The following is a 22,679-nucleotide window of genomic DNA, read 5'->3' as shown; positions in this document are numbered from 1 at the left end:
TCGGATAATGCGAAAAAACAAAGAAATAGAGCATTTCCAATGATTCAAGAAAAACAGGGAATGCTCTAGCGCCCTGAACACACAAGCACCAATTGGAGGAAACCATGGCTAAAATGAAAACAATTCTCTTCGCTTGCGGTACAGGTGTAGCGACATCTACGGCAGTGAATGCAACCGTCACCGAAGAAATGAAAAAGCGTGGGCTTACCTTCAACGCTCAGCAGGCAAAAGCAACTGAAGTTGCTTCTCTGGCTGACAATGTGGATTTCATCGTTTCCACTACGCCTATTTCGGCTTCTGTGACCAAGCCCGTCATAAAAGGCCTCCCCTTCCTGACCGGCATTGGCAAGGATCAGGTTCTCGATCAGATCGAAGCCGAGCTGCGCAAATAAGCGCGGACCGTGAAACCTGACCGTTCACGCGATCTAACGGGTTTAATGCGGGTTATCTTCTGAAATCCGATAATCCCTAAGTTTCGCAACAGCGCAGCGGGCGGCGCCAACCCCTCCCGTTGCGAGTTCTCTCCCGCACTGACTTGAACCAAAGCCCTATCGCAGATCAACCAGATCGCCCACAATCGCCGCAGCCTCGTTCTGCAGGACATCTGTCGCGCTCTTGCGGTTTTTCTCAATCGCCAGATCAGCACTCAAGCTTCGCTCATTCGACTGCAGACCGTCATCCATCCCGGTATCAATACCGTCGTTGACCTTCCCGCGTGCCTTGATCCGCTTTTCCTGAGCAGCCATCTCGTTGCGACGTTCAGTTTCGTTGAGGGATATGGATTTTTTCTCGCGCTGCTCTTTCAGCGTTGCAACGTCTTGCAAAAAGTCCTGAAACTCCGGGGATTTCTGCACGCGCTCATCATGCAGGTTCTGCAGCCGGGGCAACAGCGTCTTTATATTGTCCGATGACTTGTACTTCGCAGCCTTCACCTGCGACCACGGCAACGCATTGTCGAAGCTTGATTCACCGACAAGCTTGAGATCGAAAAGCCCCGGTAGACTAATATCAGGTGTTACACCACGCAATTGGGTCGTACCACCGTCAACTCGGAAGAACTGCGCAACTGTAAATTTAAGCTCGCCATATTCCGGTTTGGGATTATTGGCCACTTCGTCGAGATTGACCACGGTCTGCACCGTTCCCTTGCCGAAACTTGGTTCGCCGATAACCACACCACGACCATAATCCTGTATCGCCGCAGCAAAAATCTCGGAAGCCGAAGCTGAACCGCGATTGATGAGTACGCCCAGCGGGCCCTTCCAGGCAGGTGCCGAAAGAGTATCGCTTTCCACCTTGACTTCGCCGCTTGCATTGCGCTGCTGAACGACCGGTCCTTTTCCAACAAACAATCCTGTCAGATCGATCGCTTCGCTGAGCGAACCACCGCCGTTGTTGCGCAGGTCGACCAGCACACCATCAACCTTGTCTTGCTTCAACTCAGCAATGAGCTTGGCAACATCGCGGCTGGCACTCCTGTAATTCTTGTCGCCCTTGCGCCGCGCTTCAATGTCTTCGTAAAACGCCGGCAGAGTGATCACTCCAATCTTGCGGGAGGCGTCTCCGTCTTTCACCGAAAGGATCTTCTTCTGGGCGGCCTGCTTGTCGAGACTGATCTTGTCGCGGACTAGAGAGATAACATGGTGCTTGCCGTCGGGGCCAGCATCGACGGGCAGGATATCGAGCCGCACAACCGAACCCTTGTCACCACGGATCATCTGCACGACCTCATCGAGACGCATGCCGATCACTTCCTTGATAGGACCTTCCTTGCCCTGTCCAACGCCAACAATACGGTCGCCCACGGCAAGCTTGCCCGATGACTGTGCCGGACCACCCGCAACCAGTTCACGGATCGTCGTATAGTCGTCTCTTTCCTGGAGCACCGCGCCGATACCGACCAGAGACAGCTTCATTGAAATATCGAATTCGGCTGAAGCCTTGGCACCGAAGTAATCGGTATGCGGATCGACCGACGTCGTATAGGCAGCCATGAATGATTGGAAAGCGTCGCTGCTGTTGTATTTAAACGTGCGCTCGATGGAGTTTTCATAGCGCTTGTCGAGGGTTTTGCGAATCGTCGCATCATCCTTGCCGGCAAGCTTCAAACGCAGCCAGTCGTTCTTGACGCGTTTGCGCCACAGATCATTGCTCTCCTCACTTGATCGCGGCCAGGGCTCCTTGTCGCGCACGATGGAGAAATCTTCCTGCTTGCTGAAATCAAACCCCTGCTTGAGCAGGCTGCGCGCAAAGGTCATGCGCTCGATGATGCGCATCTGGTAGGTGTTGAAGATGGAAAACGGAACAGTCAAATCCTGACGTTCGATGGCATCATCGATTTCCTTGCTGCCGGTCAGGAACTTGTCGACATCCGCCTGCAGAAAGATGAGCCGATCCGGGTCCAGCGAGTCGATAAACCGGTTCATGATCCGGACCGACAGCGCATCATCCAGAGGAATGGGCCGATAATGAAAACGCGTGAGAAACTCTGCCGTTAGATTGGCGGCTTGCATTTGCTCCGGCGACGGCTTCAAAATGGCCGGAGAACTGACTTCAAGAGCATGCGCTGACGAAATGCCTGCCAAAAAGAGCCAGACCAAGCCAATTTTAATGCGTTTCAAGCTGTGTTCCATTCTCGACATTGAGCGCTTAGTTCCAACCCTTGTTCAGCAATTATGTTTTTTTGGCAACCGTCTGCATGAATTATTCAGTCGAGCGGCACTTGGTACTGGCCCATAAGAGATAGACATTGGCTACCGGAGGGGCTTCTTCATGATCAATGGCCCATCTGAGGCGGGTGCCGTATATCGCATTACCACCCGGATCGTCCGCGACTTAACCGGAGTTCTGTTCGCGCACTCATTCAGCGCCTGCTGCGCGCTGATTGCGAATTCTCGACCCGCTCGTCTAACTGGTTGATACTCGACAGTCACGATGCGCACCAACTCGCCCTCAGCATTATATGTAACCTCGAAAGTTGCGGACGCTCGTTGATAGTCAATATTCTCGGGCAACTTCCAGCACTCGGAAGCCATATCGGCAACCAATTGCGCGTCGTTTGCAGCAGCGGGAAAGGCTGCGAACAGCATCAGGATAGTTCCGACGAAGCCAGTTCTGTGCATGTTTCTCCGTCGCGATTTCACGGGTTACGATTCCACCCTTATACGTAGTCGTTGAATCGCTAAGCTACCAGTCTGGGGAGGTTTGTGGTTGTAAAACTTGTATGACCATCAAGCCGGATTTTCCCCGCTTTTTCCCGTTCATCATCAGTTCATGCGCCAGATTTCAGGATGCGAGCTTGAAAGGAGTACGCAGAATGAACCTAGTTAAAGGACTGATCGCCGGTGTTCTCGGTGTCGGGATGCTGATCGGAGCAGGTGCTGCCAATGCCGCGCCGACACTGAACGTCGCAAAACCAGACGTGAGTTCGAATGTCGAACAAGTCCGGGATCATCGGGGGCATCATTCACGGAAACATTGGAAGAAACGGCATCACTACAAGCGAAACAACTGGCGCTCGCATCACCGCCATTATCGTGGGCCACGCTGGCATTCGCATCGCCATTACAGGCACAACGCCTGGCGCAATCATCACAGACACCACTATTATAGTGGGCCACGCGTGAGGCGGGGTCACTATTAGTAAAAGGGGCGCGTAACCGCGCCCCTTTTGTCATTCTCGCTGAAAATGATCGGGGTTGAACCACCCTCAGCCCCGATTGTTCATTCTTACCTTGCTTCGATAGCCTGCAGACCGGCAAGTGCGCATTCCGCATCGGTTGCACCCGATGGTGCGCCGCCAACGCCAATTCCGCCAACCAATGCATCCCCGATCTTGATCGGCAACCCACCCGCCTGAATAACGAAGCGAGAATCCATGTCCCGCATGCCATTATTGGCTGGTTTCGACGCGATAAACTCTGCGACTTCACCGGAATCACGGCCCAGAGCAGCCGACGTGAACGCTTTTCCTTCCGCGCTGCTGCCGGTATGCGGACCAGAAAGATCGGCCTTGAGCAGAACCTTGGTCGATCCGTCTCGCGCCACAACTGCAACGCTCACATTATTGCCCTTGGCGACACAGGCATCCAGTGCAGCCTGTGCAGCTTTGGTTGCCAGATCAAGCGGCAGATAGGGCGTGGTGGGAAGAGTCTGAGCGAAAGCGGTAGCCGGGGCCATCGACAAAACGATAATTGCAAGTTTACGGATCATGGTCGTTCCTCAGTTGTGATGAGGAACATTTAGTTCCCGTCAGCAAGCAGTGAAATCCGTAACATTTACGAACTTATCGGTAGTTCTACGGATGTGACTGTCCTTCAAGCCACAAGCGTGTCATTTCCGCTTGCGATGTCGTGCCCAGTTTTGCTCCTATGGCCGCACGGTGGCTATCTATCGTGCGTGGCGACAATTCAAGACCATCGGCAATTTGCCGGGTAGTGAAGCCCTGTGCAATACGATCAAGCACCTCACGCTCACGCGCCGTCAGCGCGTCCAGCAATGCCAGCGTTTCGGCTCTCAGAGCCTCGCTCCCCAGCTTGCGTTCAAGCAGTTGCTGAGCCTTCTGGATTGCATCGATCAAATCCTGCTCATCGACCGGCTTGGAAAGATAATCCACCGCGCCATTTCTAAAGGCGCGACGACAGGCTTCGATATCGCCGTGGCCCGAGATGATGATCACCGGCCAGTCAACTTCCTGCCCGGCCAGAAGCTCCTGAAGCTTCAGGCCCGTCATGACAGGCATGCGAATATCGAAAATCATGCATCCGGGTTTCAGTCGCGGCAGCTGCGCCAGAAAAGCGGAAGGATCAGCAAACCCCCTGACCTCGATGTCTATGGTCGACAGAAGAAGGCTGAGCGACTTTCGTACCGCTTCATCATCATCGACAAGATAGACCGGCTGAACCATCGTCTTAACTTCCTGTGCCATCGGCGATTGGGAGCACAACGCGAAACAACGCACCTTGCTCCTGAGGAATATAGGAAATTTCACCACCAAAGCGTTCAACCAGCCGCTGGCTGAGTGCCAGGCCGAGACCGGTTCCTTCAGGGCGATTTGTCGTAAAAGGGGTAAAAAGACGCGGCAACAACTCTGGCGCAACACCGGGGCCGTTATCGGCAATTTCCAAAATAGCGAGCGATCCATCAGCTTTCAGGGATGCGTTGACCCGTCGATCACCATCACTATCATGAAAGGATTCAATTGCATTGCGGAGAAGATTGAACATCACCTGTTCCATTTCCACCGGGTCAAACGCAGCCAACAAAGGTGTCTCGGGTATCGAGAGTTCAACTTTGACGCCTTGTCGTACAGCCTCCGAGGCGAGCAGTGTCTGCACGTTCTGCAGTGAAAGGCGCAGATCAGCATGTTTCGTCTGCCGGCGCTGCGGACGAGACCAATTGCGTAGCCGATCCAGAATGGCGGATGCCCGACGCGCCTGATCCACCATATCGTCCAGCGCTCCGGCCAGTGCCGTCATATTGTTGCGGCTCAACAAGCGGCGCCCCGCCTGAGCCCCCGCCAGAAGGGCCGTCAGGGGCTGCGTCAACTCATGTGCCATGCCGCTTGCCATTTCGCCCATCGTGTTGACGCGTGAGGCGTGTGCCAATCGGGCTTCGAGGCTACTCAGTTCTGCACGACGTTCCGCATGGCGCGTGCGTTGTGTCTGGCGAACGATGACCAATCCACCAAAGAACAGCAGGTTCGTAAGAACGAGGATCGGAATAAGCTGGTCAAACGGCAAAAGATCAGTCCAGCCCATGGCAAGGGCTGTCTGGAAGAGAAGCGGTTGCGTTGCACTGCCCAGTTTCTTGGAAAAATGCGCTTCACCAAATGTGCCCGCGCTACTGAATAAAACCTTCCCATCTGGCATGAGGATACGCAGCGCAACGCCATCCCGGCTCCAGAATGCATCGTCAGAACTGATAAGACTGCCCGCATTGATCGAGAGTGTCAGGCCGTCGTGCGGGTTGTCCGTATTCGGGCTGCGTTTTACGATCATGTAATGCCCGGGTCGCGCAGCAGGTGCCAGAAGCTCGGGGACGCCTCGCGATGAACGGGCAGCCACACGTATGGCATCAGCCAGTTCCGGTTCCAGCTTTCTTGTGCCGGTCACGGGCTCAGCCGGGTTCATCGGCACCAGTTGAATTTCATCGATGCGCGGATAGAAACGAGTGATCGTTGCCGCCACTTCGAGGAAAACGTCATCCTGCGAAACATCAGCCGTTCGCGCTTTGGATTGAGCGATCGTTGAAAGCGCCGTCAGATGGGCATCGTGTTGGTCGGCACGTTGGGAAGCCTCACGATGTAACGTAAAGCTGGCAGCTTGAAGTTCGGACAACAGCGCCGCTCGTTGATAAACAGCAAGGCTGCCTATCGCCAGAAGGTTGAACAGCAGACACAAGAGAAATGGAAGCAAGGCAGATCGGATGCTTCCATTGTAGAGGTTCATAAATTGCATCCCGGTATCAGGCTGTGTTCTGGTCTTTATGGCATCTCTGCTATCTATATATACCCGTATTTATCTCCCCGTCCAAACCGCACCATGCACGATACATGCCTGGGCTGTTGAACGGCAGGCTGACATTGCCTTTGCGATCCACCGCAACAAGACCGCCAGAGCCACCGATTTCACCCAGCTCGCGGACAACCGCGCCAGCCGCCTCATTGAGCGATTGCCCTGCCCAGCGCATCCGTGCATTCACTTCGTGACCCACCGCCCAGCGAATGAAATATTCTCCGTGACCCGTGGCGGAAAGCGCTACCGTCTCGTCATCCGCCCAGGTTCCAGCACCGATGACCGGGCTGTCGCCAACGCGTCCCGGTGTCTTGGCGGTCATGCCGCCCGTGGACGTAGCTGCCGCCAGATGACCGAAACGATCCAGTGCAACTGCTCCGACAGTGCCATGTTTGCGGGCAGGATCGCCATCGTCGGCGGCACCACTGCGACGACGTGCCATTTCGTCGTGCAAGGCCTTGCGACGCTGTTCCGTCGAGAACCATTCCGGCGCCATCATTTCCAGACCGGCAGCTTCGCAAAATCGCTTTGCCCCTTCGCCTGCGAAAAATACGTGTTCGGTCTGCTCCATGACTGCACGTGCCGCCAGAACAGGATTGCGTGGCCCGCAAATTCCGGAGATGGCACCGCATGCCCGCGTTGCGCCATCCATGATGGCCGCATCCATCTCATGGGTTTCATCCGTCGTGAAAACGGCTCCGTGCCCGGCGTTGAAAAGCGGATTTTCTTCCAGGGCAATCACAGATGCCGTCACGGCATCGAGTGCTTTGCCACCTTTACGCAGAACATCCAGTCCAGCCTGCAGGCATTCCCGCAGGCCGGCATGATAGGCTGCTTCCTTGTCTGGCGTCATATTGGCTTTAAGAATGGTTCCAGCGCCGCCATGCAACGCGATGACAGGTACAAATTCGGGCATCTTCATTAACTCGCTAAAAAAACCGGGGGCCTTGAAGCCGCCAGTGGATACGGTCTTATTTCGGCTTGACGTCCATTGCCAACGTGTCCTCGTCAGAGCGCGGCGTATAGGAAATCTTGTCCTTTTTTACACCCCATGCCGACATGTTCACAGCAAGCGGCAAATCTGGTCTGTCGGTTGAAACAAGCAGATTGGCTTTCTCAAGAAGAGCGCCACGCTTGGCCTCGTCCATTTCACTACCGGCATCCTCAATCAGCTTGTCCATTTCCGGATTGGAATATCCGCGCGTATTGAAAGCGCCCAGTGATTTCGCGGTGTCATTTGTATGCATCAATGACGACAGCATATAGTTGGATTCACCGGTCAGCGTGCCCCAAGACGCCATATAGAGCGAATAATCCCCGCGCGTCTTGGCCGGATTAAATACCGCTGCAGGGACGCCGCTGACATCGACCTGAACATTGATCGAAGCGAGCAACTGGGCAATTGTCGGCCCCAATTCCATCGGCATACGGTCATTGGCATAATTCAATGACACTTTGAAACCATCCGGATAGCCAGCATCGGCCATCAGCTTGACTGCCTTTTCAACGTCGTAAGCAGCCGGAGCAATGTCCTTGTTGTAGCCGAAAATATTCGAGGCCACCATTTGCGTGGGCACCGAGCCCATGCCTTCCAACGCTACTTCCGTGATCGTCTGGCGATCAATAGCCAGGTCGAAAGCTTCACGCACACGCGGATCAAGGAATGGGTTCTTCTCCAGCTTTTTGCCGGTTTTATCCCAGACCATTGGCGATTCTTTGCGGAAGTCGAACTCCAGATAGGGAATATAGACGGATTCATCCTTCACGACGTCCAGCTTGGAATCGGACTCCAAGGCAGCAAGATCTGTCGAAGGAACCTTCGATATCAAATCAACCTGACCGGCCTTCAGCTGGGCAACGCGAGCAGCATCATTGGGAATTTCCTTGCGCACGACGTGATCCCAAGGCTGGGCACCACCCCAGTAACCGTCAAATTTTTCCAGTACCAAGTCCTGCGTGGGAGCCCATTTCACAAATTTATAAGGACCCGTACCAATCGTAGCCTTACCTGAATTGAAACCGTCTGCGGCCGTTTCCTTGGTCGAGTAATCCGCTGCAGCCTTGTGGGAAACAATGAACAGACGTACGAAATCATTGGGCAATGTTGGCGCCGATCCAACCGTCGTCACACGGACGGTCAGCGGATCGATCACTTCCACACCCTTCACCCTGCGAACATAAATGGTCGAAGGATTAGGTCCCGTAACATTTGGAATGCGCTCGATGGAAAACTTCACGTCCTCGGCAGTAAAGTCCGATCCATCGTGGAATTTGACACCTTCACGCAGTTTGAACTCCCACGTCGTGTCATCGACAGGCTTCCAGCTCACAGCGAGTGACGGTTCGACTTCGAGCTTATTGCCCGATTTCAAGAGCGTATCGAAAACATGCTTGGTCGCTTCGGCATTCGCAGACGTTGCCGTAAAGTGCGGGTCCATTGAAGCTGGCCCCGATTTCGTGGCAATCACGAGGTCGGCAGCAATCGCTGACAACGGCATCATCAGTGTCGTTGCCAGTAAGGCGGTGTTGAATATCGAACGAATGGTCATTTTTTCCCCTGTAATTTTCTCATTGGCATGACGAGTAGTAAAATCCATGGCAAGCCGACTTGCCGATTATTGATCCGAGATGTGCTGTTTCAGGTATCTTCGCCTTCGATAGGCTCCAAATCCGCGACGAGCTGCTGCGGCCAACTTTCCGAAGCTACCACCAGCTTGGTCAGGATTTCAGAAAGGTTCAAACGCTCGGCGGGCGACAGGGATTCGAGCATCATGCGTTCGTGATCCATCATCTTCGCCTCGACAGCTTCCACCGCCAAACGCCCTTTTTCAGTCAGTTTTAAAGCAACTCGGCGCTGGTCAATGGGGTCGAGCTCGCGGCTGATCATGCCCAACGTGTCGAGCTTGTTCACGGCACGGCTCAAGGTATTTTTTGGGAAACCGGACGACCGGACAACTTCGGTCAGGGTCAACTCGGCGCTCAGATAGAGCGACCAAAGCACGACAAACTCCGGCCGCAGCAAACCAAGTTGCTGCTGGATCAATCCATAAACAGGATTGTTGAACCGCAACGCCAGATAGTTCAACCGAAATGAAAGCCAGCACGGATTTCGCCAGAGCTTGGGATAGAGCGGATCGCCCTCCGAAAGACTGGAAAGCCCCGGCTCCTCCCGTCCCGCGCGCCCTTCGTAAAGAGCCGTACGCAACAAATCATCCATCGATAAAACCTCAGCGGTTTTTCATTTAGTACTATTTGGAACGATATTTAAAAATTTTGTTGCGTCAACTCTATTTTTTTGTTCCTAATGGAACCGAATTCAAAAAAGCAAATGAATGCAGGGATGCCATCGCACAACCATCCCTGCGAGGGGTTAGTGCGCTCTGGTTGCCAATCCGGAAAATTGCAGGAGACGAAAATGCGCATTCAGGACATGCATTGGTCGCAGGTCGAAGCACGTGTAAAAGAAGACGACCGTTGCGTCATCCCGATCGGGTCTATTGAACAACATGCCTATTTGAGCTTGGCAACCGATATGATCCTGGCCGAACGCGTCGCCGTAGAGGCGGCCGAGCCGACAGGCGTGCCGGTGTTTCCTTGCCTGCCCTATGGAATGGCATCCGGGTTCGCTGATTTTCCAGGTACGGTTACGCTGACGCTGCGCACCTACATCAATGTGATCGAGGACGTTCTGAACAGTGTCTATCATTCAGGTTTCCGTCGCATTCTGATTGTCAACGGTCATGGCGGCAATTCGCCTATCAACCCTCTCCTGTCGGAATGGATGAACAGTCATCGCGACACTTCGGTCAAGCTCCACGACTGGTGGCGCGCGCCAAAGACCATGGCAAAAGTGCAGGAGATTGACCCTGCTGCCAGCCATGCCAGCTGGATGGAGAACTTTCCATGGACCCGCCTGGAAGGTGCGCCGATCCCGAATTTCCAGAAAGAGCGCATCGACTTTGCCGCATCCGCGCGCGTCGATGCTGGCAGAAAGCGTGAACGTATTGCTGAGGGCAATTATCACGGCGTCTTCCAAAGGCCCGATCGGGACATGATGGAAATCTGGAAAGTCGGTGTCGAAGAAACACGCCACGAGATCGAGCATGACTGGCATTAACGCGCCGGTCAAACCTTCCAAGTCCCTCGCAACCCTTGCCCGAATGCAACCATAGGGGCACTAGCCAGAGAAAAGCCAATGGCCTCATTCATTCTCCGCAGGTCGGGACAGGCGTTCATCGTCCTGGTGGTCATGTCCATTCTTGTGTTCATTGGCGTTTACGTCATCGGCAACCCCATTGACGTACTCATTTCACCGGATGTTACGCAAGAAATCCGCCAGCGGGTTATCGAGGAATACGGCCTCAACCAGCCCCTCTGGAAACAATATGCCGATTTTGTCGCCAAGACTGTCAGTGGCGACTTCGGAAGATCATTCGTCTTCAACATGCCAGTCAGCGAGTTGATTGCCCAGCGATTGCCGGCGACCTTGGAGCTCGCTGTTATCGCCGTTCTGCTTGCCTCTCTTATCGGCATCCCTCTTGGCGTCTATGCCGGTTACAAGCCAGAAGGGTTCGTTTCCAAACTGATCATGGCAGGCTCGATACTTGGCTTTTCCGTACCTACCTTCTGGATCGGATTGATGCTGATTATGGTGTTTGCTGTTCAGCTCGGCATGTTGCCCGCCGGTGGGCGAGGAGAGACTGCCGATATTTTCGGGATTCCCTTTTCGTTTTTGACCCGCGATGGCTGGTCACATCTCTTCCTTCCAGTTCTTAATCTGGCTCTGTTCAAGATGGCGATGATGTGTCGACTGGCAGCAGCAGGCACACGCGAGATAATGACGACCGATACAATTAAATTTGCACGGGCGGCAGGCATTCCTGAACACACGATCCTGCGCCGGCATGTATTGAAGTTGATCTCCATTCCGCTTGTTACGGTGTTTGGTCTGGAACTCGGCTCAACACTTGCCTTCGCTCTTGTCACGGAAACCATTTTCAACTGGCCGGGGCTCGGAAAACTCATCGTAGACTCCATCGCATCGCTCGACCGTCCAGTCATGGTCGCCTATCTGATGATGGTCGCGATCCTCTTCGTCGTCATCAACCTTTGCGTCGATCTGGCTTATGCAGCCCTCGATCCACGACTGCGTCAGAAAGGTCGCTGAGATGGCCGAAACGGTATCAACTCAAAGCTCCGCTCCAATAAGCAGCACGTCTCCTGTGAAGGAGTTTTGGCGGGCCTTTTCCAAGAACAAGGTCGCGGTTATCGCATTCGCTGTGGTTGTCATCATTGCTCTGCTGGCAATATTCGCGCCATGGATCACGCCACAAGACCCCTACGACCTCAAATCTCTCGTGCTGCGTGATGCGCGCCGGCCGCCCGGCTATGTCGGTGCCCAGGGCATGTATTATCTGCTCGGCTCGGACAGTCAGGGACGCGACCTGCTGTCAGCCATTATATATGGTCTGCGCATATCACTCGAAATGGGACTGATTGCAGGGGCCATAGCCTTCAGCCTCGGCGCGATTGTCGGTTGTTTCGCGGCCTATCTTGGCGGGCGAACAGAAACTTTCATAATGCGCCTTGTGGATGTGCAATTGTCATTTCCGGCCATCCTGCTGGCCTTCGTGGTTGCCGCCGTGCTCGGTCAGGGAAAGTGGCAGCTCATTCTGGCACTTGTCTTCGCGCAATATGCCTATTTCGTGCGCACGGCACATGGTGCGGCGGCGGCGGAACGGCAAAAGGATTACGTGCAGGCAGCCCTTTCCGTGCCGATGAGTGGCTGGCACGTCGTGACACGGCATATCCTGCCCAACTCCCTGCCACCGCTCATCGTCGTGGCAACTGTGCAAGTTGCTTCAGCCATTTCGCTGGAAGCCACGCTTTCATTTCTTGGTGTCGGCCTGCCGCCAACAGAGCCCTCCCTTGGAATGTTGATTGCCAATGGCTTCCAGTATCTTCTGTCGGGCCGCTACTGGATTTCCATCTATCCGGGCGTTGCGCTGATTGTTCTGATCATGGCCATCAATCTCATGGGCGATCAGATCAGAGACATACTCAATCCGAGGCTGCGCAAATGACAGCTCTGCTACAAGTCGACAATCTCTCCACTTATTTTGAAACTGACCGCGGTACGGTGAAATCCGTCGATGGCATCTCATTTGAAATCGGGAAAGGCGAAATACTTGGCCTTGTCGGAGAATCTGGTTCAGGAAAATCGATCACCGGCTTCTCTCTGATTGGCCTGATCGATAAGCCCGGCAGAATTCAACCCGGAAGTTCAATTCGATTTGAAGGCCGGGAGCTGGTCGGATTGCCGGAAAACCAATTGCGCAGCATTCGCGGTCGGGAAGTCTCTATGGTCTTTCAGGACCCCATGATGACCCTAAACCCGGTCCTCAAGGTCATCGACCAGATCGCAATGGCTATCCGCGCTCACGAAAAGGCTTCGGATGCCGAAGTTCGCCGCAGAGCAATCGAAGCTTTGGCGCGGGTGCGCATTGTCGAGCCGGAAAAGAAGGTCGACCAGTATCCACATCAGTTTTCAGGTGGCATGCGCCAACGCGTGGCGATTGCTATTGCGCTGCTTCACAAGCCCAAACTGGTAATCGCGGACGAACCCACAACCGCGCTCGATGTGTCGGTTCAAGCGGAAATCCTCAAAGAAGTGAAAGCGCTCGTCTCTGAACTGGGCATCTCGATGATCTGGATCAGCCATGATCTCGCGACCGTTGCTTCAATCTCACAGAGAATAGCCGTCATGCGGCTTGGCAAGATTGTCGAGATGGGGAGCGTTGCCGAAGTACTCGGTTCTCCCAAGCACTCCTACACTCAAGGCCTGCTTGATGCCCTGCCGTCACGAAAACAGCCAGGGGAGCTTCTAACCTCAAGCGCCACCGAGAACGCTGGCGAATATTCAATTATAGAGACGCAGAAGAATAAATCTCTCGCCCCAAGCCCGAACTTCGTCAGCGCCGATGACGTTACGATGATCTTCCAAAAGCCGGTAGGCTCGCTTGGCCATTTTGCCCAACGGCTCGGCCTCGCCAAACCAGCTCATGCCGTCCATGCCGTTCAGTCCGCAACTCTTACGATTGCACGCGGCGAAGTGCTGGGGCTGGTCGGCGAATCCGGCTCGGGGAAATCAACGCTTGGCCGCATCATCTGCGGCATCTCCACGCCAACTTCGGGTAATGTTCTGGTTGACGCTCGCAAGGTGCGGGAAAAAGACCGCAAGATTGGCACTTCCGTTCAAATGATCTTTCAGGACCCCTTTGCATCGCTTGATCCACGCCGCACAATATTTCAGTCCGTCGCGGAAGGGCCGATCGCACACGGGCTTTGCACCAAGAAAGACGCGCGCGAATATGTCAATCGCTGGCTGAAATCAGTGGCATTCGATCCGGCGCTGGCAGACCGTTATCCTCACCAATTCTCCGGCGGACAGCGACAGCGCATTGCTATTGCGCGGGCGCTGGCAATGCAACCGGAGCTCATCGTTTGCGACGAGCCAGTGGCTTCGCTCGACGTTTCCATTCAGGCACAGGTTATCAATCTCCTGTTGCAACTGAGGAAAAGCCTTGATCTGACATTGCTTTTTATCAGCCATGACCTGTCTGTCGTTCGCCATCTGTGCGACCGCGTTGTTGTCATGCATCACGGCAAGATTGTCGAAGAAGGTACCGTTTCTCAAATATTCACTCAGCCGAAACAGCCATATACGCGCATGCTGCTTGACGCGGTGCCCAAGCTGGCCTGGTGAAAGGGCCTATCGAACAGGTTTAAAGGCTTCACTCACCCCGTCTCAGAGTATAGGGCAGAATAAACAGATACAGCCCGGTTGCGAGTAATATAAACAGCGGTAGAAGCGGAGAATAAACGATCCACACCGGAGGCTGCCCGAACGCCATAGTGACGAAATTCGCAATCACGGTAAGCGTGAATATGATCGACAACCAGCGGTGAATTTGGCGTATGGATTTATTCAAGACCATATGTGCTTCTCCTTATGGAGTTCGCCAACCACATTGGCTGAACTCCAGCTCCTTCCAGCTCATTATGTTTTGCGGCACTCTCTCTAGGAGCAGGTTCAGTCCAAATCAGCGGCGACGGCATCGAGCTTTTCAAGGAAATTTCGCCATCCATGATGTGCACCGTGAAAGGCCTGTTTCTGACCCGGCATAAAGCCCGACTGTTCCATCCGCAGATGTGTCCCGGTGGCGGTCGGTATCAAAGTCAATGTTACGATACTTCTGAGATTGTATGCTTCGTCCTCATGGGTGTGGTTCCAGGTGTAGGATAGCCGCCTGTTCGGCTCGACCACCAGAACCTCACAATCCAGCACCCCGCCCCACTCACCTTTGAGCTTGAAACAATGGCCTACGGTCGGAGCGAAATCATTATTCATCAGCCATTCCGCGATGAGGTGAGGCTCCGTCAATGCGCGCCAGAGCTTTTCAGGCCGATGAGGCATTTCACGCTCAACAATTACCGTTCGCACATCATCTGATATCTCGGTCATTGATCCATCCTCTTCAACAGGTCTTCAAGGGCATCGAACTTCTGCTCCCAAAAACCGTTCAACTCTTTCGCCCAATCGATCAGTAGAATTAGTGCCGTGTATTCGGCCCTGTAGTGGCTTTGGCGCCCCTCGTGACGATCACTGACGAGGCCTGCCCTCTTGAGAGCGGCAAGATGCTTTGAGACGACCGGCTGGGACACACTCGTTCCTGCAGTCAAAACCGTAACCGTCTTCTCGCCCTCTCGGCAAAGTCGTTCAAATATCGACCGTCGGGTCGGATCGGATAAAGCTTTGAAAACTTCGTCTCGCATAGTCATCGCTCAATTCATACCCAATTGGCTATGCGTTGATACATAGCCGAATGGCTATACATCAGTCAAGTGCCTTTCGACGAACTGTCCGTAACGACGTGACACACTGACTGACCTGAGAGCCGTCCGATGCAAATAAAATAAGGATGGACAGGCGGAACATGCCGCCTCCGTTATCAGAACCGCTTCTTGAAATTGACCAGGAAACCGTGTTCACGGTCCCCGTCTGCAGCTATCAGACCACGATATTCAAGCAGTGCTGCTTGTCCCTTTGTCGCCAATATCGCTATCATCACGACCACAGCCGAAGCTGCCCCGACAGTCAGTTCTCTGGCAAGATGATAACCCATGCTAGCGCTGACGCCGGTGGTCGTGACCTGACGTGCTTGCCATTATCATGCTCACCCACATTGATCGCACCACACCGGTCCGCAGAGTGAGAAGATTGCACCGGAACCAATCACCTTGCCAGAATTCATCGTGACCTTCACCAAGACGACAAATGAGCGGTTGAACATCATGCGCTCATACACCTGTTCCGGTCTTTCGCCGCTTCAAAAGTGGGAGTGTTGCAGGATGACTACAAACCAACAAACATGACTCTTTTAATCATGTAATTTCTTGCCAGCACCAATACATGAATATATCACTCATGATTGTCAAAATCATGTTGGGAATATTCTATATGCGCTCCGATTGCATGCCTCTTCGCCGTACAATTCTGGCTGGTACATCCCTGATTGCTCTTGCCGCCACGGCAATAGCGCAGGACCAGACCACTGCCTCTCCAACGGAGAATGGTGCAATCGTTCTCGACAAGATTGTGATCGACGGCGGCAGCGGCGGCGTGATCGATGCGGACGGTTATGTGGCGCGCAGCAGTGCGACCGGCGCCAAGATCGACACGCCATTTGTGCAGACCCCGCAGTCCATTTCGTCCGTCACCCAACAGCAGCTTGAAGATCGCAATCCGCAGACCTTGCTCGACGCCATTGCCTATACGCCCAGTGCACGCGTTGGCGGCTTTGGTTTCGATCCGCGGTTCGACTCCTTCACCGTGCGTGGCTTCGACGTCACCTATACCGGTGTCTTTCGTGACAATCTGCGCCAGCCCGGAGCAAGCTCGGCGCTGTTCAAGACTGAACCCTATGGCCTGGAAGGCGTTTCCATTCTGCGCGGCCCATCGTCAGCCCTTTACGGCGCTTCCGGTGCCGGTGGCCTGTTCAACCTGATCAGCAAGCGCCCGACCGAAACCCCGCTTCACGAAGTACAGGTCCAGTACGGTACCAATAATCGTTATCAGACCCAGTTCGACCTCTCCGGCCCGGTCAAGGAAGGCGACCCACTTTACTACCGCCTGACAGGGCTTTGGCGCAACGCCGATACCGAACAACCCTCGGTTCCCGACGACCGTATTTACATTGCACCGGCATTTACGTGGAAGCCCGACGAAGACACGCGCCTGACAATCCTCAGCGAGTTCTCCCGCATCAAAACCGGCGGCACTGCCGCTTATTATTACGATGCCGTAACGGGCAAGGTATCCGACATTTTTGCAGGCAACACTGCCTTCAATGACTCAGTACAAACGCAGGGGCGTGTCGGTTATGAATTTGAAACCCGCCTCAACGACACGTTCGTGTTCCGCCAGAATGCTCGCCTTGCATCGACCAAGATCGGAGCCGACTGGGCCTTTGCCTATCAGGCCAATGAAATCGATCCGTTACTGCTCGACAGCAGCGCAGGCACTTTTGAGGAGCGGCTGACCAGTTTCACAATCGATAATCAACTGGAAGCAAGCTTCGATACCGGCAATTTCGAGCACACGCTTTTGGCCGGCGTAGACCTGACAAAGCTGCAATGGAAGGGATTGAACGGGTATGGCTATACGCCACCGCTGGATACCAGACATCCGTCCATGGGGCGCCCTGTAGCGCCAATCGATTTCCAGACAAAAGACGTTCAGGACCAGCTCATGGCTGGCATCTATCTGCAGGATCAGATCCGCTATGATGCCTGGACCATAACCCTCGGCGGTCGTCAGGACTGGGTCAGCACCGACACCAAGAACACCGATCTGGCAACCGGCACGTCCAGCGATTTTGATCAGAGCGACAAGGCCTTCACATGGCGCGCCGGGCTGACTTACGAAACACCTTGGGGCATCACGCCATATGCCAGCTATTCGACAGCCTTTTCGCCCAATGCCGGTGTAAACCGGGCAACAGGCAATCCGTTCGAGCCAACGGAAAGCGAACAGCAGGAAGTCGGGATCAAGTATCAGCTGCCCAACAGCAACACCCTGATAACGGCCGCCCTGTTCAACATCAATCAGGACAACGGTCTCTATTACGAAGTGGTCGAATTGGATGCTGGCCCGGCCAACATTCAGGTACAGCGCGGGAAACTGCGTTCGCGCGGCCTGGAACTGGAAGCCAGCACCAGTCTCGACAACGGCCTCTCCCTCATTGCGTCCTATAGCTACATGCAGACCAGCATCAAGGACGGTCCGGACGGAACAGTGGGCAATGAAATCTCATCTGTACCGACCCACATGGCGTCAGCCTGGGCTCACTATAAGTTGCCTGAGAACAGCTTCCTTTACGGGCTGGGTGTCGGCGCAGGTGTCCGTTTTGTCGGCTCAAGTTACGGCAATGACGAAAATACTATGAAAAACAGTTCGCGCGCCTTTGTCGATGCAGCAATTGATTTCGATTTTGGCGCGATCAAGAAGGACTATGAAGGTGTCAAACTGCAGGTCAACGCCACCAACCTGTTCGACACCAGCAAGCCGGTCTGCTCCGCAGGTTTCTGTTATCGTGATCAGGGCCGCACTGTTGTCGGCAGCCTGAAATATTCATGGTAAGCGCCGATACCAGAAATGAAGCACTGCAAGCTCTCAGGCCCCAAGGCCTGAGAGCACTGTTCCATGGTGACAATGCATGGTGTGCCGATAGTATGATGCTGTCCTGCGAAATGACTGACAGCATGCCTCTGTCGGAATTTCTGTACGGCCCTCTCCTGACGAAAACCCTGCATCAATGCGCAGCCGCCTATCCTGATGCCGACCTGCGGGCGGTTTCTTCGTTCTGGTCGCTCTATTATTTTTCGCTTCTGGTCATTCCCTATATCTGCGCCCGACAAAGTGGAGTGGCCCTTCCGGTCGAGCTCGAGAATATGACCATTGCCATCAATGATCAGGGCTTGCCACGTTCCTTTGGCTTGCCCCACGAAGGGCAAGCTTGTGACGCGCCGGATGTGATGACGGTTATCAGCCATGTCGCAAAAAGCCATCTGAACACTGTCGTTCAAGTCCTGAAAGACCGCACCGGCATCTCACCGAAGCTCGCCTGGAATAATGCAGCGGTCTATATCGACTACGCCGTCAACAGCGCAGCTGAAAACCATTGTCGTGATGGCTGGCCATGTCGCCCGCTTTTTGAAACGCAGATTTTTGACGATGGAACGCGCAACCCGTTTTTTGGGTGTCTGCGTCAAGAAACAGATCATGGCGCCAATTTGTGCCGGCGCAAGATTTGCTGCCTGCGCTATAAACTGCCGGGCGTTGCCGGATGCGGTGAATTATGCGCGCTCCCCGAACTTAGAAAGCAATGAAATGATCCGTCTTGTTGTGTGTCTGACTGTAATCTGGCTGGCCCTCGGTAAAAGCGCTGTTGCAGAGGTAACCTATCCCATTCACGTCAAGGATGCGCTTGACCGGGAAGTCACCATTACCGCCCAACCAAAATCCATATTGCTTGGCAGCGGATTCAATCTGATTGCGTTGTCGCTCGTCCATCCAGATCCCGTCAGTGTGCTGGCCGGTTGGGCCGGTGACCTCAAGGGGGACAATCCGGAAATCTATGCCGGCTTCAAACAGCGCTTCCCGGAAATTGAAAAACTGCCGATCATTGGCGACGGCATTACAGTTTCGGTCGAGAAAATCGTTTCTGTAAAAGCCGATCTGGTCATTCTTTCAGACTGGCAGATGCGCAATGATGAAGGCGTGCAGGCGATCGCCTATCTCGAGAAAATGGGCATACCGGTGCTCGTGGTCGACTTCGGCAATCATGCACTCGAAAATACTTCGAAAAACATGCGCCTGCTGGGCAAGGTACTCAACCGCGAGGAGCAGGCTAACGCTTTTGCCGACTTCTACGACGAGCGCATTGCCCGCATTCGTGATCGGGTGGCGAAGAGCGATGCCGGACCGACTGTATTGCTGGAAGCCTTTCCCAATGCCGATCAATGCTGCTACGCTTACGGGCGAACCAGTATGGGCGAGTTCATCACATTGACCGGCAGCCGAAATATTGCTGCAGATGGACCAGCACAGGGAGGGGTGATCAGCAGCGAATTTATCGTTGCCGCCGACCCGCAAGTTTACATCGCCACCTCATCCCCAGGCGGGAAGTATAGCGGTTTTTCGGTTGGGCCGGGCGTAAGCGAACAGGAAGCGCGCGACACACTTTCAAATGCCCTGAAAAATCCTTTCCGCGCTGGTTTGAAGGCCGTGAACGACAAGCGCGTGTATGGATTGTGGAACTTTTTCAATGCTGTTCCCTTGAATGTTCTGGCAGCAGAAGCCTTCGCCGTCTGGTTGCGACCGGAACTGTTCGCGGATATCAGCCCCGAAGCGACACTGGCGGAAATTAACCAGCGTTTCGCGGCTGTCCCGTTTGAAGGTTCATACTGGATCAGCCTGAAACCCTGACCCCGCATTTTTCTGGCGTATACTGCTATCGCAGGCCGCCAGAAGCCTGAGTGTGGGCGTCCGCAGCCAGACCCGGCCAGTAATAACCATTGCTGGTCGGACGCGGACCGAAAATGGCCTGCCCGACCCGCACCACGGTTGCCCCCTCCTCGATTGCAACCTCGAAATCGCCAGACATGCCCATGGAAAGTCCGTTCATATGCGGATGCACATCAACAACACGATCCCGCAGACCACGAAGCAGGCGAAAGCAGGCGCGCACGCGCTCTGTGTCGGAGCTGAAAATTGCGAGCGTCATCAGCCCACGTGGTTTGAGGCGGGGAAACTCTGAGAGGCGCGCCACGAACGACATGAGATCGTCCGGATGCAGCCCATATTTGCTTTCCTCGTCCGAAGTATTGACCTGAACGTAAACATCAAGATCACGATCTTCTGCGTCCAGTCTGCGATTCAGTTCTTCCGCGAGGCGGAAACTATCCAGCGCATGGAATTCCCATGCAAGACGAACGAGATATTTGACCTTGTTTGTCTGCAGATGGCCGACAATGCTCCAACGGATCGGCAAATCGTTCAGGGCCGTTTGTTTGTCGCGCGCTTCCTGAAGTTTATTTTCTCCGAAATCGAGAATTCCGGCCGCATAAGCGTGCCGCAGGATGCGAGCCGGAACTGTTTTTGTGATCGGGAGAAGGCGCACATCGTTCGGGTCGCGTCCGCTGCGATGACAAGCCGCGGCGATCCGCGCGCGAACCTCTTTGAGATTGCTCGCGAAAACAGAAGTCGGATCAGCACCGAAACGCGCTATCTCGTCTTTGATTGCCTGCCCCTCAACCGGCTGCGGCTCGACAGATAGTTGCATCGCCAATCTCCCTTCAAGCGCCGATACAAATGCTTGCCGCTGCGCGGATACGACATGGCAACCATCCCGCCAGCTTGTATCATGGAGATGGTCTGGTTCTCCCATCCACTTCCAGCACAAAGATCAGACCAATTTCCAAGTCATCCGGTAATGACGATCATTCAACGGCTGACCATTCGAACACCTATGGCTTCATGATCGCGCGAAAGGCCGTCGCCAGCTTTTTAACTGCGATCTCGATTTCTGTCGGCGTATAGGCTGCAAACCCCATCAGAAAACCGGCCTTTCCATCACCGGCAGCGTAAAGCCCGGACAGACCGAGGAGCTCGATACCGACACGTTGGGCTGCAGCGACGGCATTGCGCTCAGATAAATCACCGGTGAGCAGACAAGACATCTGTAACCCTCCGGCAGGCACATGCGGCTCGACGAAATCCGCCAGATATCGCTCGATCAGTCTGGCCAGTACATCGCGCCGTTCAGCATAGATGCCGCGCATGGCCCGGACATGCGCGCCGAAATGTCCACCTTCCATAAACCGGGCAAGCGTCAACTGCGCCATCGGTGCGGAATGCCCATCAAGCAGGGTGCGCGCAACGGTCATCGGTTTGACCAGTTGCGGCGGCAATACCATGTAGCCGATACGCAGGCCCGGAAAGAGTGATTTGGTGAAAGTGCCGATATAGATTGTCCGCTCATGCCGGTCGAGGCCTTGTACGCAGGCGGTCGGTTTGCCAGCGTAATGAAACTCGCTGTCATAATCGTCTTCGATAATCCATGTCTGCTGGCGGGCGGCCCATTCGATCAGCGCCAGTCGACGATCCAGCGACAGGGTCGCGCCGGTTGGAAACTGGTGCGAGGGTGTGAGAAACACGGCCTTGGCCTTGAGCGTTTCGCCAACCATCCGCTCGATCACAATGCCTTGGTCGTCCACATTGACCGGAATGGATTCAAGGCCTGCAGCATCGAACGCCTTGCGTGCACCGTAATAAGCCGGGTCTTCGATGAAGATGCGGTCACCGGGGTCGAACAGCATGTTGGCACATAAAGTCAGCGCCTGTTGCGAGCTGGTGAGGATCAGCACCCTGTCAGGTGTCGCGCGTCCTCCGCGTTCCAGGTTCATGTACTCGGCAACAGCGCGTCGCAATGGCTCTGTCCCCTGCGGATGACCATGCAGCAGCGCTTGCGTGCCGGCTTCCTTCAAAACCTGCCGTTCCAGACGTTCCCAAAGCTGAAGCGGAAAATTTCGTGTTTCCGGAACACCGTGAGCGAAAGGTCGTGGCGCCAGCAGCTCGCGTACACCACCGCTTCGGAACATGGCTGCTCCGCGTTTGCTCAGATTGGGCGCCTGATTGCGCAATAACGCTTCGCGCTGGGAAACGCTGTGTCCGGGTGTGAATTCCGTTATCTGCGCCACGAAACTTCCACTGCCCACCCGGCGGTCGATAAAGCCCTCTGCATGCAGCTGCGCATAAGCCGCTTCGATCGTGTCTCGGGAGACACCCAGCGATTTGGCGAGGCTGCGCGAAGCCGGAAGCGGCTTTCCCGGCCCCAGCGCACCATCGATGATCAATTGCCGGATCGACCGCTGAATACGCGCATGGAGCGGCATTGCCGCATGGGCGGGGTGGGCAATCCAAGCCTTGACGGATTCAAGTTGCGAATGCCTGAACAAATGGACTGGTCCTTTTGTCAAAAATGGATGGGCATATCAGGCCATTAAACAGCTAACTGTCAATCAATCTTTTCAGCCCGACTT

General features: G+C 54.5%; 22 protein-coding genes. 9 read left to right on the top strand and 13 right to left on the bottom strand.

The window, feature by feature from the left end:
- Positions 1 to 104: 104 nt before the first annotated feature.
- Positions 105 to 392: a PTS sugar transporter subunit IIB gene (locus KWJ32_RS00270; protein ID WP_010659301.1), complete on the top strand. Its 288-nt coding sequence runs from the start codon at positions 105 to 107 to the stop codon at positions 390 to 392.
- 156 nt (positions 393 to 548) lie between these two features.
- On the opposite strand, the gene KWJ32_RS00265 is transcribed toward KWJ32_RS00270, so the two are convergent.
- Positions 549 to 2,633: a carboxy terminal-processing peptidase gene (locus KWJ32_RS00265; RefSeq protein WP_040128591.1), complete on the bottom strand. Its 2,085-nt coding sequence runs from the start codon at positions 2,631 to 2,633 to the stop codon at positions 549 to 551.
- A 683-nt stretch (positions 2,634 to 3,316) separates the two neighbouring features.
- Between KWJ32_RS00265 and KWJ32_RS00260 the strand changes: the two genes are divergently transcribed.
- Positions 3,317 to 3,643 (top strand): hypothetical protein, encoded by a 327-nt coding sequence (locus KWJ32_RS00260; RefSeq protein ID WP_155269258.1) that lies wholly within the window; start codon positions 3,317 to 3,319, stop codon positions 3,641 to 3,643.
- An 86-nt stretch (positions 3,644 to 3,729) separates the two neighbouring features.
- Here the strand turns inward: KWJ32_RS00260 and KWJ32_RS00255 are convergent, their stop codons facing one another.
- The 6 genes from KWJ32_RS00255 to KWJ32_RS00230 all read right to left on the bottom strand — a co-directional run bounded on the left by KWJ32_RS00255 (position 3,730) and on the right by KWJ32_RS00230 (position 9,732).
- A complete protein-coding gene (locus KWJ32_RS00255) occupies positions 3,730 to 4,212 on the bottom strand; it encodes a heme-binding protein (RefSeq protein ID WP_012093452.1) in 483 nt (160 codons plus the stop codon).
- Positions 4,213 to 4,297: 85 nt separating this feature from the next.
- A complete protein-coding gene (locus tag KWJ32_RS00250; protein ID WP_010659306.1) occupies positions 4,298 to 4,906 on the bottom strand; it encodes a response regulator in 609 nt (202 codons plus the stop codon).
- Between the two features lie 4 nt (positions 4,907 to 4,910).
- On the bottom strand, positions 4,911 to 6,449 hold the full coding sequence (locus KWJ32_RS00245) for an ATP-binding protein (protein WP_012093453.1): 1,539 nt from the start codon (positions 6,447 to 6,449) through the stop codon (positions 4,911 to 4,913).
- 49 nt (positions 6,450 to 6,498) lie between these two features.
- Complete coding sequence (locus tag KWJ32_RS00240) at positions 6,499 to 7,431, bottom strand: isoaspartyl peptidase/L-asparaginase (protein WP_256885945.1); 933 nt, start codon at positions 7,429 to 7,431, stop codon at positions 6,499 to 6,501.
- A gap of 55 nt (positions 7,432 to 7,486) precedes the next feature.
- Positions 7,487 to 9,064, bottom strand: a complete 1,578-nt coding sequence (locus KWJ32_RS00235; RefSeq protein WP_010659310.1) for an ABC transporter substrate-binding protein — start codon at positions 9,062 to 9,064, stop codon at positions 7,487 to 7,489.
- Between the two features lie 89 nt (positions 9,065 to 9,153).
- Entirely contained in the window at positions 9,154 to 9,732 is a 579-nt protein-coding gene (locus KWJ32_RS00230) for a MarR family transcriptional regulator (RefSeq protein WP_010659311.1), read from the bottom strand.
- Positions 9,733 to 9,930: 198 nt separating this feature from the next.
- Between KWJ32_RS00230 and KWJ32_RS00225 the strand changes: the two genes are divergently transcribed.
- The 4 genes from KWJ32_RS00225 (at position 9,931) to KWJ32_RS00210 (ending at position 14,280) form a co-directional block, all read left to right on the top strand.
- Entirely contained in the window at positions 9,931 to 10,632 is a 702-nt protein-coding gene (locus tag KWJ32_RS00225) for a creatininase family protein (RefSeq protein WP_010659312.1), read from the top strand.
- A 78-nt stretch (positions 10,633 to 10,710) separates the two neighbouring features.
- Positions 10,711 to 11,682, top strand: a complete 972-nt coding sequence (locus KWJ32_RS00220) for an ABC transporter permease (RefSeq protein WP_010659313.1) — start codon at positions 10,711 to 10,713, stop codon at positions 11,680 to 11,682.
- Between the two features lies 1 nt (position 11,683).
- Positions 11,684 to 12,598: an ABC transporter permease gene (locus KWJ32_RS00215; protein ID WP_043062257.1), complete on the top strand. Its 915-nt coding sequence runs from the start codon at positions 11,684 to 11,686 to the stop codon at positions 12,596 to 12,598.
- Entirely contained in the window at positions 12,595 to 14,280 is a 1,686-nt protein-coding gene (locus KWJ32_RS00210) for an ABC transporter ATP-binding protein (RefSeq protein WP_151610401.1), read from the top strand. The genes KWJ32_RS00215 and KWJ32_RS00210 overlap by 4 nt, the downstream gene beginning before the upstream one ends.
- Before the next feature lie 28 nt (positions 14,281 to 14,308).
- Here KWJ32_RS00210 and KWJ32_RS00205 read toward each other — a convergent pair whose 3' ends face one another.
- The 4 genes from KWJ32_RS00205 to KWJ32_RS00190 form a co-directional block, all read right to left on the bottom strand.
- Positions 14,309 to 14,512 (bottom strand): hypothetical protein, encoded by a 204-nt coding sequence (locus KWJ32_RS00205; RefSeq protein ID WP_010659316.1) that lies wholly within the window; start codon positions 14,510 to 14,512, stop codon positions 14,309 to 14,311.
- A gap of 95 nt (positions 14,513 to 14,607) precedes the next feature.
- Positions 14,608 to 15,039 carry an SRPBCC domain-containing protein gene (locus KWJ32_RS00200; protein ID WP_010659317.1) on the bottom strand — a complete coding sequence of 144 codons (432 nt, stop codon included), beginning with the start codon at positions 15,037 to 15,039 and terminating at the stop codon, positions 14,608 to 14,610.
- Positions 15,036 to 15,356 carry a metalloregulator ArsR/SmtB family transcription factor gene (locus KWJ32_RS00195; protein WP_151610402.1) on the bottom strand — a complete coding sequence of 107 codons (321 nt, stop codon included), beginning with the start codon at positions 15,354 to 15,356 and terminating at the stop codon, positions 15,036 to 15,038. Before KWJ32_RS00195 ends, KWJ32_RS00200 begins: the two co-directional genes overlap by 4 nt.
- Positions 15,357 to 15,526: 170 nt before the next feature.
- Complete coding sequence (locus tag KWJ32_RS00190) at positions 15,527 to 15,700, bottom strand: hypothetical protein (RefSeq protein WP_155269270.1); 174 nt, start codon at positions 15,698 to 15,700, stop codon at positions 15,527 to 15,529.
- A gap of 335 nt (positions 15,701 to 16,035) precedes the next feature.
- On the opposite strand from KWJ32_RS00190, the gene KWJ32_RS00185 reads away from it, so the two are divergent.
- From KWJ32_RS00185 to KWJ32_RS00175, 3 genes are read left to right on the top strand one after another with little or no spacing between them, the layout of a single operon-like run.
- A complete protein-coding gene (locus KWJ32_RS00185) occupies positions 16,036 to 18,216 on the top strand; it encodes a TonB-dependent siderophore receptor (RefSeq protein ID WP_151610403.1) in 2,181 nt (726 codons plus the stop codon).
- Positions 18,210 to 18,965 (top strand): siderophore-iron reductase FhuF, encoded by a 756-nt coding sequence (gene fhuF / locus KWJ32_RS00180; RefSeq protein ID WP_012093457.1) that lies wholly within the window; start codon positions 18,210 to 18,212, stop codon positions 18,963 to 18,965. Before KWJ32_RS00185 ends, fhuF begins: the two co-directional genes overlap by 7 nt.
- A gap of 1 nt (position 18,966) precedes the next feature.
- Positions 18,967 to 20,064 (top strand): ABC transporter substrate-binding protein, encoded by a 1,098-nt coding sequence (locus KWJ32_RS00175; protein ID WP_036577601.1) that lies wholly within the window; start codon positions 18,967 to 18,969, stop codon positions 20,062 to 20,064.
- Between the two features lie 25 nt (positions 20,065 to 20,089).
- Here KWJ32_RS00175 and KWJ32_RS00170 read toward each other — a convergent pair whose 3' ends face one another.
- Positions 20,090 to 20,920, bottom strand: coding sequence for a YggS family pyridoxal phosphate-dependent enzyme (locus tag KWJ32_RS00170; RefSeq protein ID WP_151610404.1), 831 nt, complete (start codon positions 20,918 to 20,920; stop codon positions 20,090 to 20,092).
- Positions 20,921 to 21,104: 184 nt separating this feature from the next.
- A complete protein-coding gene (locus KWJ32_RS00165; RefSeq protein ID WP_151610405.1) occupies positions 21,105 to 22,595 on the bottom strand; it encodes a PLP-dependent aminotransferase family protein in 1,491 nt (496 codons plus the stop codon).
- Positions 22,596 to 22,679 lie beyond the last annotated feature (84 nt).

The organism is Ochrobactrum sp. BTU2, assembly GCF_024539785.1.
Lineage (GTDB): Bacteria > Pseudomonadota > Alphaproteobacteria > Rhizobiales > Rhizobiaceae > Brucella > Brucella anthropi.
The sequence above is the reverse complement of the archived record's forward strand: the minus strand, read 5'-3'. Positions and strand labels throughout refer to the sequence as shown.